This window comes from bacterium (assembly GCA_016708315.1).
Taxonomy (GTDB): Bacteria; Zixibacteria; MSB-5A5; order CAIYYT01; family CAIYYT01; genus JADJGC01.
The window spans coordinates 306,056-320,984 of sequence record JADJGC010000003.1 but is presented as its reverse complement, the minus strand read 5'-3'; the positions used below and the strand labels follow the sequence as shown (position 1 = coordinate 320,984).

Annotated in this window: 16 protein-coding genes; 12 read left to right on the top strand and 4 right to left on the bottom strand. The window is 49.6% G+C overall.

Annotated features, from left to right (window positions below; genetic code table 11):
- Window positions 1–187 precede the first annotated feature (187 nt).
- From IPH59_04420 to IPH59_04405, 4 genes are all read left to right on the top strand, one after another.
- The gene (locus tag IPH59_04420; GenBank protein ID MBK7090957.1) at window positions 188–577 is read left to right on the top strand and encodes a hypothetical protein; all 390 of its coding nucleotides are present in this window, start codon (window positions 188–190) and stop codon (window positions 575–577) included.
- 388 nt (window positions 578–965) lie between these two features.
- A complete protein-coding gene (locus IPH59_04415; GenBank protein ID MBK7090956.1) occupies window positions 966–1,262 on the top strand; it encodes a hypothetical protein in 297 nt (98 codons plus the stop codon).
- Window positions 1,263–1,357: 95 nt separating this feature from the next.
- Window positions 1,358–2,107, top strand: coding sequence for a 2,3-diphosphoglycerate-dependent phosphoglycerate mutase (gene gpmA, locus IPH59_04410; protein ID MBK7090955.1), 750 nt, complete (start codon window positions 1,358–1,360; stop codon window positions 2,105–2,107).
- Window positions 2,108–2,127: 20 nt separating this feature from the next.
- A complete protein-coding gene (locus IPH59_04405; protein ID MBK7090954.1) occupies window positions 2,128–3,576 on the top strand; it encodes a leucyl aminopeptidase family protein in 1,449 nt (482 codons plus the stop codon).
- Window positions 3,577–3,663: 87 nt separating this feature from the next.
- On the opposite strand, the gene IPH59_04400 is transcribed toward IPH59_04405, so the two are convergent.
- Entirely contained in the window at window positions 3,664–4,374 is a 711-nt protein-coding gene (locus IPH59_04400) for a DUF1573 domain-containing protein (protein ID MBK7090953.1), read from the bottom strand.
- 290 nt (window positions 4,375–4,664) lie between these two features.
- Between IPH59_04400 and IPH59_04395 the strand changes: the two genes are divergently transcribed.
- Window positions 4,665–5,231 (top strand): DUF1579 family protein, encoded by a 567-nt coding sequence (locus tag IPH59_04395; protein MBK7090952.1) that lies wholly within the window; start codon window positions 4,665–4,667, stop codon window positions 5,229–5,231.
- Window positions 5,232–5,299: 68 nt separating this feature from the next.
- Here the strand turns inward: IPH59_04395 and IPH59_04390 are convergent, their stop codons facing one another.
- Entirely contained in the window at window positions 5,300–5,797 is a 498-nt protein-coding gene (locus tag IPH59_04390) for a YajQ family cyclic di-GMP-binding protein (protein ID MBK7090951.1), read from the bottom strand.
- A 146-nt stretch (window positions 5,798–5,943) separates the two neighbouring features.
- Here IPH59_04390 and IPH59_04385 point away from each other — a divergent pair, with 146 nt between their 5' ends.
- The 3 genes from IPH59_04385 to IPH59_04375 all read left to right on the top strand — a co-directional run bounded on the left by IPH59_04385 (window position 5,944) and on the right by IPH59_04375 (window position 8,645).
- The gene (locus tag IPH59_04385; GenBank protein MBK7090950.1) at window positions 5,944–6,948 is read left to right on the top strand and encodes a GNAT family N-acetyltransferase; all 1,005 of its coding nucleotides are present in this window, start codon (window positions 5,944–5,946) and stop codon (window positions 6,946–6,948) included.
- Between the two features lie 99 nt (window positions 6,949–7,047).
- On the top strand, window positions 7,048–7,998 hold the full coding sequence (locus IPH59_04380) for a ring-cleaving dioxygenase (GenBank protein ID MBK7090949.1): 951 nt from the start codon (window positions 7,048–7,050) through the stop codon (window positions 7,996–7,998).
- Window positions 7,999–8,006: 8 nt separating this feature from the next.
- A complete protein-coding gene (locus IPH59_04375; GenBank protein MBK7090948.1) occupies window positions 8,007–8,645 on the top strand; it encodes an alpha/beta hydrolase in 639 nt (212 codons plus the stop codon).
- Window positions 8,646–8,669: 24 nt separating this feature from the next.
- Here IPH59_04375 and surE read toward each other — a convergent pair whose 3' ends face one another.
- Window positions 8,670–9,419, bottom strand: coding sequence for a 5'/3'-nucleotidase SurE (gene surE / locus IPH59_04370; protein ID MBK7090947.1), 750 nt, complete (start codon window positions 9,417–9,419; stop codon window positions 8,670–8,672).
- A gap of 4 nt (window positions 9,420–9,423) precedes the next feature.
- Entirely contained in the window at window positions 9,424–10,092 is a 669-nt protein-coding gene (locus IPH59_04365; protein MBK7090946.1) for a glycosyltransferase family 2 protein, read from the bottom strand.
- A gap of 125 nt (window positions 10,093–10,217) precedes the next feature.
- Between IPH59_04365 and IPH59_04360 the strand changes: the two genes are divergently transcribed.
- From IPH59_04360 to IPH59_04345, 4 genes are all read left to right on the top strand, one after another.
- Window positions 10,218–10,943, top strand: a complete 726-nt coding sequence (locus IPH59_04360) for an HAD family hydrolase (GenBank protein MBK7090945.1) — start codon at window positions 10,218–10,220, stop codon at window positions 10,941–10,943.
- Between the two features lie 113 nt (window positions 10,944–11,056).
- Window positions 11,057–12,469: a phenylacetate--CoA ligase family protein gene (locus tag IPH59_04355; GenBank protein ID MBK7090944.1), complete on the top strand. Its 1,413-nt coding sequence runs from the start codon at window positions 11,057–11,059 to the stop codon at window positions 12,467–12,469.
- Window positions 12,466–13,845: a phenylacetate--CoA ligase family protein gene (locus IPH59_04350; protein ID MBK7090943.1), complete on the top strand. Its 1,380-nt coding sequence runs from the start codon at window positions 12,466–12,468 to the stop codon at window positions 13,843–13,845. Before IPH59_04355 ends, IPH59_04350 begins: the two co-directional genes overlap by 4 nt.
- 194 nt (window positions 13,846–14,039) lie before the next feature.
- Window positions 14,040–14,915 carry a dockerin type I repeat-containing protein gene (locus tag IPH59_04345; GenBank protein ID MBK7090942.1) on the top strand — a complete coding sequence of 292 codons (876 nt, stop codon included), beginning with the start codon at window positions 14,040–14,042 and terminating at the stop codon, window positions 14,913–14,915.
- Window positions 14,916–14,929 lie beyond the last annotated feature (14 nt).

Below are 14,929 nucleotides of genomic sequence, written 5' to 3'. Positions count from 1 at the left end.
TCCCAATTTGGCGATCGCGGACAAGGCACGAGTTAGAACCGCAAGAACATCAGTTGTTCGATAACGATCAAATCCCCAAAACTGGCGAACAAAATAAACCAGACACAGAGTGTACGAACATCGACTTCATGGCTCTCTAACAATAGGTGAGTGGTGCCCTAAACCTTCTTCCTATTGAGGTGAGCACATGAACAGTCGAATTCTCTTCCCAATCGTCCTGACCGTAGCAATACTGGCGCTGCTTGGTATGGGTTGTAGCGACGACAAAGGCACAAACAACAACGGCGGCGGCGGTGGTGGCGGCCGTGAATTTGTCTCCGGCGATCTCGGCGTCGGCGAGTCCTACTCGCATACTTTCACCACGTCCAAAGTTGTGCGTTACTATTGCCGCTATCACGGTGGCCCCAACGGACAAGGAATGTCTGGAACCATAACAGTAACCCCAAGCGGCACCGCGGCTCAATTCCAGAGCAGTATCACTGCAAGTGCGCTGCAGAACCTGACAGTTCCGGTCGGCTCAACTATTCAGTGGACCAATAACCACATAATGGTTCACACAGTAGAATCTGACAATTAACGGTGCCCTTTTGATTTAACACTGGCGGCGAATCGCTGCAGCTCGGAGAACGTCTATCCGGGCTGATTGAGCCAATCTGTCCCGTGCTTTTTGACCTCTGACATTTCCCCTTGCCATTTGGCCTTGCAGTCGGGACAAATCAAGTTGGTGATTCTACCCGAATAGCAACTGTTCGTACACGGATGTTGTCGTTTACAATAGGGACAATTGTGATAGTGGGTCTTTTCATTCACGGACGAATTCCCTCGCTGACACGTTGAGGTTGTATGCTGCAGCTAATCTTCTGATTGATACGCAGCCATTTGACTAATCTGAAGCTATACTCCGAAGATATACCTTGCAACGAATCTCCTCCAGACCATATTGAGTCGTCATCGAGAGGAGTTATATGAGACATTTCATCGTTATCATCAATTACACAACTGACTTTGCCGACATCGAACCCCTTGTTCCCGAGCATCGCAATCACCTTCAAGCTGGAGTCGATAACGGAGTCATCTTGATGTCTGGCCCACGCATACCCCGCACTGGCGGTTTTTTTATCGCCAAGGCTGACTCTGATGTAACAATCCAGAATCTTATCGACAATGATCCGTATCGACGCGCCGGAGTTGCCGAGTATCAGATCGTCGAGTTCAAGCCGGGCAAGCACCAAGGTTTCCTGGCCGATTGGATTAAAGACTAGCTCCGCCGGACCTTTTGCGTTTTTGCTTGCTACAAACACTCTCATCCGCCATTGTTGAGTGGATGAATTCTTAGTGTATTGGGAGGAGTAATACCGTGTACAAACTTGTTTTGCTGCGTCATGGCGAATCAACCTGGAATAAAGAAAACCGTTTCACCGGATGGACCGATGTCGACCTGTCCGAGAAGGGTCTCGGCGAAGCCAAAGAGGCCGCAGTTACCCTCAAGGCCGCCGGTTACAACTTCGATATCGCTTACACCTCTGTGCTAAAGCGCGCCATTCGCACCTTGTGGCTTACACTGGATGGAATGGACCTGATGTGGATTCCCGTAATTCGCAGTTGGCGATTGAACGAACGCCACTACGGTGCGCTACAGGGTCTCAATAAAGCTGAAACGGCTGCCAAGTTTGGAGAACAACAAGTCTTGATTTGGCGTCGAAGTTACGATATCCAGCCGCCGGCTCTCGAATCAAGCGACGACCGCTTTCCCGGCCACGATCCTCGCTATCAAAATCTGACCAAAGATCAACTTCCACTTACCGAGTGCCTGAAAGATACAGTAGCTCGCGTGTTGCCGTTCTGGCATGAGACAATTGCTCCGAGCATCAAATCGGGACAGAAGGTCCTTGTCGCCGCTCACGGCAACAGCATTCGCGCGATGGTGAAGTACTTGGACAATATCCCTGAAGACGAGATTGTCGGACTCAATATCCCCACCGGGCTTCCTTTGGTCTATGAACTCGACGTTGATCTCAAGCCGATCAAGCATTACTACCTCGGCGATCCCGAAAAGGTCAAGGCGGCAATCGAGTCAGTCGCGAATCAGGGCAAGGCAAAGAAATAGCATCTCGAAAGGAATCCATAATGGCGACATCCAAATTTAGCCTGAGCGAATCGCTACGATTGCAAGATGGTGACTGTCTGATACTCCCCTTCCTTGATGACAAGAAAGGCCTCTTCATGAAGACCGCTCTTCCCAAGGAAGTGCAAGCTGCTGCTCGAACCAGCCCCAGCTCTGGTGGTTCACTTACGACACTTCGCGGCGCCGTCGGCAAGTTCGATGTTATGGTTCGAACCGTGCGGCTGGATGCAAAGTACTCGAACACAATACTCGAAATGAAAAAGGCGATTTCTACGGCCATTGCCTCGGCACCGAAAGAACATTGCAAGCGAGTAGTTGTAGCTTTAAGCGACCGACATCTCGATTGGATGTTTGCGGCTCACGAAGGCACTTTGCTTGGAAGCTATTCGTTCGACAAGTACCTAACTAACAAAGCCAAACCAATTCCGGTTGTGGTCGCTGGCATTAAATCAACTTCTGCGATTAGTCGACAGCTCAAAGAACGTGAAACTATCTATAGTCAGGTGAACGCGGCTCGCGACTTGCTCAGTGAACCGCCAAACGTGATGAATCCACCGGTTCTTGCCCGCGAGTTCCAGAAGCTTGCCCGCCAATCGGGTCTCAAGGTTACTGTATGGGATGAAAAGCGACTCCTCAAGGAACGCTGCGGTGGCACCTACGGCGTTGGCGTAGGCGCAAAAGCAAAGCCGCGCATGGTAATTGCCGAGTACAACCCCCGCGGTGCGAAGAAGCATCTCTGCCTTGTCGGCAAAGGCGTGACCTATGACACTGGCGGCTATGGCCTTAAACCTGCCGCGTCTCAGATTGGCATGAAGTATGACATGGGTGGCGCTGCCATGATGTTTGGCGCTGCGTGTGCCATATCGCGCCTGAAGCTCCCAATCCGGGTCACAGTCATTACACCGCTTGCAGAAAACGACATTTCCGGTGAGTCGATGCACACTACTGCAATCCTGACGACTCGCTCCGGCAAGACGATCGAAGTCGAGCACACGGATGCCGAGGGTCGTTTGCTATTGGCTGACGGATTGGCACTAGCCGGTGAACGTAAACCCGATTGGATTATCGACTCCGCAACACTGACCGGTGCTTGTGTCGTAGCCCTAGGGGAAGAAATTGCCGGAGTTTTTTCAAACGATCCGAAGCTAGCTCAAGAGATCATTTCCGTGGGCAATACTGAAGGCGAATTGTACTGGGAACTTCCCCTTCACATGCCGCATGCTTCCAAAATCAAAACGACCATTGCCGATGTCAAGAATCGCGGCGACGCTTGGGGAGGCGCAATCACAGCGGCAGTCTTCCTGAAGGAATGGGTCAGCGATACAGCCAAGTGGGCGCATATCGACATTGCCGGTCCCGGCGGCAAAGAGCAACCGCTTGACCACTTGGGCAAAGGCGCCAAGGGATTTGGCATCAAGACAATTGTGCAATTGGCGAAGAAACTCGCCTAGCAATCTTCGATAGCTCCAAGGGCAAAGAAAAAGAGACGAAGTAGCAATACCTCGTCTCTTTTCGTTGATGACTAAATTCGGATTTGATTAAGTCGTCGGCTTGCCAAGAACGACAGGCACAGTGTACCGCTTCGAATCGGCGGCTCTTCCCGTAGTGAATGTAAACGACTTCTCGAAGTTGCTCTCCTTGCAACCCGGCGCAATCTTCACCTTGATCACGCCTGACTTGCCCGGTGCTATATCGCCTGATGGCAACGTCACATTGATGAACTCAAATGGATAACTGACCAACGCCAACGTTAGTGGTTCCTTCGAGACATTCTTGACACTCATTTCAACTTCTTTTGCCCGCATAGCCTCCGTGAAATCGACATTCCAGGGACTCAGCTGTGCCGGTTGAGCCGAATCGGGACTTGTGTTAATGGTGGCCTTGAATCGCAACGAGAATGTACCCCGTGCATCATCGTTGCAGGTTACTGTCGCTGTCTTCTGCATTGTTCCTCTGTAAGTCTCAACGGAAGTGAAAATCAACTCAACTGCTGTGGAATCTCCCGGAGCCACGACTTCCTTCTTGATTGGAGCTTTCGTACATCCACAGCCAGGCTTGACATTCAGTATCTTGAGCGAGTCGGTTCCGGAAGCACGCATAACATAGGTGTGAGCGACCTTACATACTTGAGGAATGTAGCCAAAATCAAAACTCGTCTCATCAATCTCCAGTCGTGCCTGAGCTAACAGCGAGGAGCTGCCTATTACACTAACTGCTAAGAGAGTAAGTATCCACAAATGCCTAATCATGTTCTCCTCCGTAGTATTTGGAATCCGCTCTGTCGCGGTATCAATTCCTGTATATCATTTCATATATCAACAATAAATACACTCATTTGTGCCGGTGGTTCCCGCGACTGTTGCATGAGCGCCAACCGCCTCGAACATTAGTTAATCGGAAGTAACTAAAGGAAATTGATCAAATGCGCAAAAGTACCTCCGAGAGATCAAAAAATGATTGACGCAATAGGTCTACGATATCAAATTGCTCATACATTCAGAATCTATGACCAACTAGTAACATTTACAGGAGGAAACCAATGAAAACGCTCCGAATCATGTTGGCGCTGGCCGCGCTCTGTCTCACAATTGTGGCGACCGCCATTGCACAGGAGAATACCGAAGCCGCCATGCCCGAAATGGGTGCGCCTAAGGAAATTAAGGAGCTGTCTTGGCTCGTCGGCACTTGGGATGTGGTTATGAAAACCAAATGGGATCCCAATGCAACCGATTGGGCGGAGGAGAAAGGTACGGCAACCTATTCTTATGCCGTAGATAGCTCAGCAATCATGATGCACTACCAAGGTACGACGATGGGAATGTCTTTCAAGGGATTGATGGTACAGACCTTTGATCGTGAAACCAAAATGTGGCAATCAAGCTGGGTCGACAACTTTAGCGCCAGACTTGTTCTTTACACCGGAACTAGAGCCAAGGGCAAAACCGTCCTGACCGGAGAAGACCTGATGCAGGGTCAGAAAATGACAACACGAATGACGACATTCAATGAATCGCCGACGAAATTCGAATGGTCGATGGAAGGTTCAATCGATGGCGGCAAGACGTTCATGACCTCAGCAACCGCAGTCTACACCAAACGCAAGTAAATCGCGAGCTTCCAGGTGGGGTGAGGTCGGTCCTTGCCCCGCTTCATCATGAGATCCCGATACCTGTTCTAACGGAAGTTGGCAAACTCGAGATGAAACGGTAAATCCTTACCCTTAAGAATTTGCATCACTTCCTGTAAATCGTCCTTCTTGGCGCCAGTTACCCGTACCTGGTTTTCCTGAATTGTCGCCTGGACTTTCAGCTTCAGTTCCTTGATGATCTTGACTATCTCTTTGCATTTCTCGGTTTCAATTCCGGACTGAAGTTTGATTTCCTGCCGCAGACTGCCGCCAAAAGCATCTTCAACCTTACCGTAGACCAATGCCTTATGCGGAACATTTCGCTTTGCAAGTCGTGCATGTAAGATGTCTGTCACATTTTGAAGTTGAATATTGCTTTCTGCAATCAACACCATTACCTGGTCTTTCTGGTTGAACGTGATTTCCGCTTTAGTGCCGCGAAAATCAAATCTTTGCGAGATTTCCTTCATTGCCTGATTGATTGCGTTGGCAACCTCATGCAATTCAACCTTGGAGACGATATCAAACGAAAAATTCTGTGCCATAACTTTAGAATCCACTCCCTTCTCGATTCACACTTCCTACTCCAAACTTACGGACACCGAAATCCAAAGTCAAGAAGAGTAGTTTGTGCCATTTTGAATTGTGACAACTTGTATTTTAACATATACTCCCAGAGCGGGAAGATTGAATGAATATCGTACCATTTGCTGATCACCATATTCTCTCGTGGCAGGATGCGATTGATCGCACACCGGAATCGCCCGGTCCTACAAGCGGACCGGAGTACGGTTCCAGCATGGATGTGTCATGGAAGAACACATTCATCTTCGAAGCTGGCGACATGTTCCTCCCTTTCTCGCTGAGAAATTCGAATCAATTCAAGGTAATCCCCACCGCAAACTACGCCGGAGCACAAATCAACAGCCTACTTGGCGTTCCTCAGCTCGATAGCAGCGTTTTCGACCGTCTGGCGATGTTGCCACGTGATTGTGTCGTTACGTTGCAGCTTCCCCGCAACAATTTCGACGCGCACTCCGTTGAGTTTGGCAAGCTTGGATATGAGGTCCAGAGCAATTTCGACTATCATATGATTCCCTTGCGCGATTCGTACGACGAGTGGTTCAACCGCAAAGTGATCGAAAGGCGCTTCATTCGCAAAGCTGAGCGCGAGAATGTAGAAGTCCGCTTTGGCGCGGAAGAACTGCTCCCGACGTTTTATGAGGTGTATCAGCACTCTGTTCAGCGCTGGCAAAAACACGATCCGCGAGCGAACTATCACCGACTGGACCGAATGCAGCGACTCTTCACATATCCAAACAGCCGTGTTGAAATCGCTCTTGGGTTCTACCAGGACAAACCAATCGCCGGCGTAGTTTTCGCCCAGTACCAGAAGACATCAGCCTACCTGTTTGGCGGTTTCGATTATGAGTATCAACATCTGCGCGCCATGTTCCTTGTCCACGCCACGATTATCAGGCGTCTAACGGAGTCTCACATCAGATTGTACAGCCACGGCCTAAGTCTGGGAAGAAAGTCGCTCGAGCATTTCAAAGAATCACTTGGGGCAGAGCGAAACCCCGCCGTAGTCATTGTCAGACACCGTTTCCCAAAGATCAAGCGTCTCATCACAGTTTTCCGCAAACCGGCCTTCGCAATGAAAGAAGTCACCGATAATGGCAGCAACGATCTTTAAACGAACCACATTGGCACTCAAGTGAACCTCTCAGCAAATCGCCGCTAATATAATCTACCCGATCACCGTATAGAACTCAGTTATCTGATCAGGAGGAACATGCGAAAAAGTCTTCACGGCATACATCATATCACAGCAATTTCGAGTGACCCTCAAGCCAATTTTGATTTCTATACCAGGCTCCTCGGGTTGCGAATGGTCAAACAGACGATCAACTACGATGACCCGAGCGTGTATCATCTTTACTTTGGTGATCGCGTCGGCTCTCCGGGTTCAATCCTGACGTTTTTCCCCTTCCCTAATGCGCAGGCCGGCAAGGTTGGAAATGGCCAGGTCGGTGCAATTGGCTACTCGATATCCGCTGATTCGATTGAGTTTTGGGTAGAGCGATTCTCGCGACTTGGAATCAGCTTCGACGGACCGTTCAAGCGATTTGATCACGAAGTGATTTCATTCAAAGATAGCGATGGTTTGCCCCTCGAGCTTATCGCCGACTCGAATCGTTCTGGAGTTTACTGGACCGAATCCTCGTTACCTTCTGCTCACGCAATCAAACGATTCAGTTCAACGACCTTGCTGCTCAACAACGCTGACCCAACAAGCAGTCTGATCACTGACGTTCTTGGATTCGAAATGGTTGCGACTGAAGGTAACCGCACTCGCTTTGCTGCCGGTACGGGCGAGGACCGTCAACTGGTAGACATCGTCGCAAATCCAGAAGCGAGACGTGGAGTTCCCGGTCCTGGTACCGTCCATCATATCGCTTGGCGCTGTCTTGATGCCGATCAGGCGGACTGGCGAAAGGCAGTTGAGGCAAACGGGTATAACGTCACGCCGATTATCGATCGCAACTACTTCCACTCAATCTACTTCCGCGAGAAAGGCGGTATACTCTTTGAAGTCGCTACCGACGAGCCGGGATTCGCTGTAGATCAGACCGAATCAGAGCTTGGATCAAGGCTGTCATTGCCGCCGTGGCTCGAATCACGTCGGGAAGACATCATTCGTCAACTCCCGCCGTTAACGACAATCGGCCAACAAGTATCATGAATCAACCAATGAAAAATCAGCTCTCTTACATCCATGAGTTCCTGCCGGCACGCGATGACAATAATGACGTTACACTGCTGCTGCTTCACGGAACAGGTGGAACACAGTTTGATTTGATTCCAGTAGGCGAACGTCTTATGCCGACCGCTTCACTTCTTAGTCCATTGGGCAATGTTTCTGAAAATGGGATGGCACGCTATTTTCGCCGACTCTCGCCCGGAGTCTTCGATCTGGATGATTTGCGTTATCGTACCCGGGAATTGGCTCAGTTTGTAGAGTCTGCGGTGAAATCCTATGAGTTGAACAAGAATCGCGTGGTTGCGGCCGGATACTCAAATGGCGCCAATATGGCCGCCAGTCTATTGCTGCTGTCACCCGAGACATTGCATGCGGCCGTGCTCTTTCGCCCTATGGTGCCGTTTGTTCCCACAGTGATACCCAACCTCGAAGGAGTTAACATCCTGATCTGCGGGGGGCGCCACGATGAAGTCGTGGCTCCCGAGGAAGCCATACGCTTGTCCGAACTTCTCCACGAAGCGGGCGGTATCGTGAGCATACACTGGACCGATGCCGGCCATGGCTTAACCTCTCAGGAAATTGCTTACGCGCGCGATTGGCTTGGCGAAAAGTTGAGTATCAAGAGTTAGTCAATTTGCCCTTCCTGTGCAGACTTACGTCTTCAAATTCCACGACGCAAGCTCATCACGAAATGTATAGTCAGTCATGTCCATTTTGAGCGGCGTGATCGAAACATAGCCAGCCTTTGTCGCCGAATAGTCTGATTGATCAAATTCCTGCCAGTCAGGCTCCCCAGCTATCCAGTAGTACTTCTTCCCCCTCGGATCAATATTTTCGACAACTATATCACGGTAAACTCGCTTGCCCAGTCGCGTAATCTGAACGCCACGATAGCCGTTTTTCGGCGGATTCGGCATGTTAACGTTGAGCAAAGTGAATCCGGGCAATCCGTTCTCTAATACTCTCTTCGCCAGTTTTCGTGTAAACCGTGCAATCGCAGCATAGTCAATCTCATCTGTAGCTACCGACGAAACAGCAATTGAGGGAATTCCCAGAATCGCTCCCTCAAATGCCGCAGAAACCGTGCCCGAGTAAGTTACATCATCTCCCATGTTAGGTCCGCGATTTATTCCGCTTATCAGAATATCCGGTTTTCTCTTATTCTCGAGTATGCCATACATCGCAACCATCACAGCATCGGTAGGAGTACCGTCAACCGAATAGAAGTTGCTTCCAACCTTATTGATTCTGAGCGGTCTTTGAAGCGTCAATGAATGACCCGATCCTGATTGATCTACGAGCGGTGCGACAACCAACACATCGCAGACCTTTGCCATCTCGCGCGCGAGCTTCAGCAAGCCTTCGGCTTCGTAGCCATCATCATTAGTCAATAGCGCTAACATTAGTTTACCATAATAGTGATTTGACCAGCATTTTCAAGAACCTTAACGTGTCCCGCGCCGGCCTTATAGAGCTGCTGCTGTCGTTGTAGATAGTTCTGATTGGAATATCGCGAAATCGAAACCCGGCCCGTGATGCCTTGATTATCAACTCCGGCTCGAGATCATAATGGCTGGAAACAAACTCCAGCGAACGCAAGACTCGGGTTGGAATCAGCCGAAAACCACACTGGCTGTCTTTGATGCGTCGTCCCGCAAACACTGAAGCCACAAATGTCGAAAGAGTGTTCGAGATCCTCCTCGCAAACGGCATTTCTGGTCCGGTTTGCCGCAGCCCGATCAAGATCGTGTCGTCATCCATGAATTCCTCAAGAAACAACTGCACTTCCGCCGGATCATGCTGCAAATCTGCATCCATTGTTACGACTGCATCAAAATTGTTCTTAACCGCGTAATCGAACGCCGTCCGCAAAGCCATCCCCTTGCCCCGATTGCGTTCGTGTGTGATAAGACTTGCCCCGTGAAGACGCACGACTTCACTCGTGCCGTCAGTGGAGCCATCATCGACGACCAAGATACGTATATGAGGATAGGATTTCTCCAGATTATCTATCAGCGTCGACATTGTGTTGACGGCATTGTAAGCTGGAATGATGACAAGAATTCGATGCTGCATACGCGAATTATATATTATTCCAGCTTGACATTGTAGCACTATTGCGAAGATATCAGGCTATTACGTACAATACTACATTGCAGCCGAAGTGGCCGAGACTTGAGCGACTGGAGAATGAAGGTCCAATGAAACAGGCTATACTTTTCGACTTCTGGCAGACCCTCTTTCACGATATGAAGGAACGCGAGACATTTGAGGCGCGAAAGCAATTGGTGAAGACCTTCCTGACGGAACGAGAGTATTATGACCCGGCGAATTCAGTTGACGAGGCTTTTGAAGCCTCTCGCCCGTGGTTTCTTGACATCTATCATCGGGAACAACGAACTCCAATTGTAAGTGAACGCCTGACTTGGGTATTCGACCAATTGGGAGTACCAATTGATACCAAGTCATTCGCCCACCTGTCGCAAGAATTCGAGGAAATGGGATTGATGCTGGACCCGAAATTGACCGAGAACCTGCCACCAGTTCTCGAACAACTAAGTCGCGACTACTTGTTGGGAATCGTCTCCGATACAGGATACACGCCCGGACGAGTCTTGCGAAAGCACATGCAGGCACACGGTGTCTTGGACTATTTTTCCGCATTCTCTTTTTCCGACGAAACCGGTCGCGCCAAGCCTCACGCTCTCCAGTTCGAAAACGTCATGAATAAACTGGGTGTCGATCCCTCCAATGCAATCCATTGCGGCGACCTACCGACCCACGATGTCCGTGGCGCCAAGGCTCTTGGTATAACCTCTGTGCTCTATACCGGATGCCACGCGGAAACAACAAACGGCTACGAACCGGATTTTATCGTGTCGGATTGGCGTGAACTTCCAGCAGTCGTCAGAAAAGTTTTTGCTTGAATCACCTACCCTATCAGGTAAGTTTGGCGCAGAGTGTACGTTTCTGAAGTTTCAATTGGATTCAGCGGTATAACCTCTAATCGAGATTTGCATCTTAACCAGGCGTAGAACAAGTGTCTGAACAATATCGATTCCCTCAGGATAGTTTCGAGTGGCAATCCTTCGTCAAAAAACCATGGCGACTACGTTGGAAACTGCGATCAATTCCGGCACATTTTGGTCCGGAATTCCAAGAGTACTATACGCTCTTGGGCAAGTCGCTCTATTGGACGACCGAAGAGATTGACAACTACCAGTGGCGCAAGGTTTCAGACCTCATCGCCCATGCGAGCAAGACTGTTCCCTTCTATCAGAGGTGGTTCAGCGATCAGAAGATCTCGGCGAGTGATATTCGCAACTGGGAGGATTTCAAAAGACTCCCAATTGTCTCAAGAACCAATATTGACCAGAATTTGGCTGACTTCACTTCAACTGAGCTTAAACTCCATCGGGGCTCGCCCGCCTCAACTTCCGGTTCAAGCGGCCGAGTCCTGAAGTTCTACCGCAGTTGGTATACTGAGAGTTTCCGTCGGGCGGTTCTTTGGCGTCATTTCAATCAGATCGGATATCATTTCAAGCAACCGAGAGTTTCTCTTAACGTTGCCTTTGTCGATTCCGAAGCCGACCTGCTATACAAGTATGAGCCAATTGACAATTTGGTAATGATCAATGGCAGATTCCTTGGCGCCGCTACCGCGAAAGCCATACATGATCTCATAAAGCGGTTCAACCCGGTGATGTTCTATGCTCATCCTGTGGCATTAGCAACATTGGGCAAATCGATGGAAGAGGTCAATCTCCCTCCACTTAACTTGCCGGTTACATACGTCTATTCCGAAGTCTTAAGCAAGGCGACGCGAGCGATCATCTCTCGCCAAATTGGGCCGAACGTCTACGACCACTTTGGTAATCGCGAAAACTCCATCAGTGCTTCTCAGTTCCCTTGCAAGCACTACCACATTAATTCTGAATTTGTCTATATGGAGTTGACACCATCTCCCAGCGTATTTGAAGGACAGGCTCTCAACCGCGTAATCGGAACCAACCTGATTAACTATGCAATGCCGGTGCTCCGATACGATTGTGCAGATCTTGCCACCGAAATCAAGCCTTGCGGCAACTGTCAGATCAACCATCCGACAATTCAGTTCGTTGGGGGCCGCGACAAGAACTTCCTCGTTTCCAAACAAGGTCTGCTTCACTGTCAATTTGACGATATCCTGCACAAGCACGGGATCGAAATGCCGGACGACATCCAGGTCGAGCAAATCGACATTGACACCCTGGTTCTGCGAATGGTAGTCGGCAGTGACTTCGTGCTTGAACGCGACGAGCCAATATTAGTGGGCCACCTAAAGGACGCGACTAAAGGATTATTTGATATTCGCGTCGAATACGTCGATCATATTCCTCAGACGCAAGGATTCAAGAAGTCCAAAGTCGTTTCTCGCCTTGGCGCCGAATATCTCGAATCGCAGTTGAAATGAAGATTCTCGATTCCGTTAAAAAATCCCTGCGTTGGCGGTACAGACTAACTCCTATACCCGTCAGCTACGGCCATGAATTTCGCGAGAAATTCCGTTTCGTAAAACTATCACTTACGTTCAGTCAGGAACAACTTGATGAGTATGTGTGGAGTCGCCTCACGGCACTCATACACTTCGCCTACCACAACACTGAATATTATCGAGTTCTTCTTGATGACTTAGGCTGCCGCCCCGAAGACATTAAGACTCCGGCTGATTACTTGACGTTACCAACGACCAATCGTCTGATTGTTCGCGAGAACTTGGAAAGGATGAAACCGCGCAATTTCTCTGAGACAAACCCGATAAAAACAGTCACATCCGGCACGACCGGATTCCCGCTCAAGCTCTATCGCAGTCAATCACATGAAGCGCTTCGCAAGGCTATTGTCTGGAGACACTACAATGCCTGTGGTTACTTCTTCAAGGACGCTCGCGCCACCCTTGGAAGACCGCTCGACTTCCCACAAAAGCACCAGTACACGCATGAAGACCTGCTGGAAAACAACCTCTGGCTGAACTCATTCCACTTGAATCCTCACGATTTCATGCACATCTATGGCGCTCTCGCCGATCGGCGACCCAAGATGTTGGTGGGCCACCCATCGGCGCTATTTACATTCTGCTTGCAGTCAGAGCGTGCAGGCGTTAAGCCGATTCCGATTCCGATTATTTACAGTTACTCTGAGAAGTTGTATCCGCACCATGTTGAGAAATTCAAAGAATACTTCGGTGCCCAGGTCTTCGACTACTATGGTAACCGCGAAAACACTTTGGCAGTAACTCAACTGAACTGCGGCAACTACCACATCAATCCGGAGTTTGGTTACGTCGAATTTGTGACCGGCTCACGCCATAGCGAAATCGGCGAGACGGGCTCGATCATTTCTACTTCACTCGAAAACTACTCTATCCCGCTTCTCCGATATGACACTGGCGACCTTGGCAAGCCACTCGGGACTTGCTCAGTTTGTAGTATCCCTCACCCTACAATGGAGATTCTTGGGGGCCGGGGCAAAGATGTGCTTGTCACTCGCGACGGTTTTGTGAACTGTCACCTCGATACCTATCTCTCTCGAAATGGCTTCTTTGGGGCAGACTACATTCAGGTTGTCCAGCGCCAAATCGACAGAATAATAGTCCGGATTTTCCCGAATAAGAGCTATGACCAAGTCCGAGATGAAAATCACCTCAAGCGACTGGCGAAAGACTGCCTAAGCGGATATTTCGAAATCGATGTCGAAATACTGGACAAGCCCCCTTTTACTGAAGCCGGGAAGATGCCGTACGTCATTAGCGAGCTTGCCAAGCACCAACCAGATCAGCCCTCATCATAAGGTTGATCTGCCAGGCGGCCTCGCATTGCACGACAACGACTTGCGACTGACGCTTGATTTGACCCTTCAAACCCAACAAGTCGCCCAATCTTTGAACAGCTTCAAAATTCCGCTTTACTATTAAGGGGAACAGCTTATATTCACGCGGGGTAAATACTTGTCTGGGGCTTAAACCGTTTACTTCACGGAGTGATATGCTGACAAATGCCGGTCGCTTGGTCATGACAGGAATACTGCTGTTTATCTCTGTCCTCGTGCTTCCGTTGAATGCCGAACCTATGGCTCCTTTTGAGATCTCGATTGAGAACCAACCGATTGCCAAAATCGGCGACAATATTGAATTGTCAATAAACTATCTCTCTGGTTCCGAGACCTTTGGTAGATTCAAGCTTTTCGTTGCTTATGACCCATCGCAGTTGCGCTTGGTGAACGTTCAACCTGGAGTAATTCCGACTTTCTGCAATTGGGATACCTTCAGCTATGGAGAATCGCTCTGTGGCGGCTGTATTTTGCAGACTGTTGAGATAAACGGAATTGCCGATGACCCGAATGTGCCCGGTGCACCCACCTGTAGCTCCCCCACTGGTGATTTGGCAAGAATGAACTTTCATGTTCTGCCCGATACACTTCTTGCGGGAACACGTGCTGATGTACAATTTTACTGGATTGACTGCACAAGCAATACCTTGGAATCGACCGCTCAGGACACCGTTTGGCATGGCCGATTCGCATACGACTACCAGGCAAACGAAATCACCGGCACCGACCCGAATTTGGGCGGGACAATCGCCGGTTGCATCGTACCCGGTGCGGTTGTGCCGATTCGCGCAATCAACACTCAGAATGGAGGCGTTGAGATCAGCGGTACGTATGGAGTCTACGGTGATATCAATGGAGACAACCGCTTCAACATCGCGGACATACTCTACATGATTAACTATATCTTCGGCGGCGGCAGCAGTCCAAAGGACTACCTTCACGGAGATTATGACGGCGACAACCAGGCTACTATTGCTGACGCTGTCTTCCTGGTAAATTATCTTTTCTTGGAATTACAAGGGCACGAGTAAGACGCTACGTTCAC

Bases quoted from the DNA above. Each gene is read 5' to 3' on its own strand.
- IPH59_04420 (MBK7090957.1), top strand. From the start codon at position 188: ATGAACAGTCGAATTCTCTTCCCAATCGTCCTGACCGTAGCAATACTG.
- IPH59_04415 (MBK7090956.1), top strand. From the start codon at position 966: ATGAGACATTTCATCGTTATCATCAATTACACAACTGACTTTGCCGAC.
- IPH59_04405 (MBK7090954.1), top strand. From the start codon at position 2,128: ATGGCGACATCCAAATTTAGCCTGAGCGAATCGCTACGATTGCAAGAT.
- IPH59_04400 (MBK7090953.1), bottom strand. From the start codon at position 4,374: ATGATTAGGCATTTGTGGATACTTACTCTCTTAGCAGTTAGTGTAATA.
- IPH59_04395 (MBK7090952.1), top strand. From the start codon at position 4,665: ATGAAAACGCTCCGAATCATGTTGGCGCTGGCCGCGCTCTGTCTCACA.
- IPH59_04390 (MBK7090951.1), bottom strand. From the start codon at position 5,797: ATGGCACAGAATTTTTCGTTTGATATCGTCTCCAAGGTTGAATTGCAT.
- IPH59_04385 (MBK7090950.1), top strand. From the start codon at position 5,944: ATGAATATCGTACCATTTGCTGATCACCATATTCTCTCGTGGCAGGAT.
- IPH59_04380 (MBK7090949.1), top strand. From the start codon at position 7,048: ATGCGAAAAAGTCTTCACGGCATACATCATATCACAGCAATTTCGAGT.
- IPH59_04375 (MBK7090948.1), top strand. From the start codon at position 8,007: ATGAAAAATCAGCTCTCTTACATCCATGAGTTCCTGCCGGCACGCGAT.
- surE (MBK7090947.1), bottom strand. From the start codon at position 9,419: ATGTTAGCGCTATTGACTAATGATGATGGCTACGAAGCCGAAGGCTTG.
- IPH59_04365 (MBK7090946.1), bottom strand. From the start codon at position 10,092: ATGCAGCATCGAATTCTTGTCATCATTCCAGCTTACAATGCCGTCAAC.
- IPH59_04360 (MBK7090945.1), top strand. From the start codon at position 10,218: ATGAAACAGGCTATACTTTTCGACTTCTGGCAGACCCTCTTTCACGAT.
- IPH59_04350 (MBK7090943.1), top strand. From the start codon at position 12,466: ATGAAGATTCTCGATTCCGTTAAAAAATCCCTGCGTTGGCGGTACAGA.
- IPH59_04345 (MBK7090942.1), top strand. From the start codon at position 14,040: ATGCTGACAAATGCCGGTCGCTTGGTCATGACAGGAATACTGCTGTTT.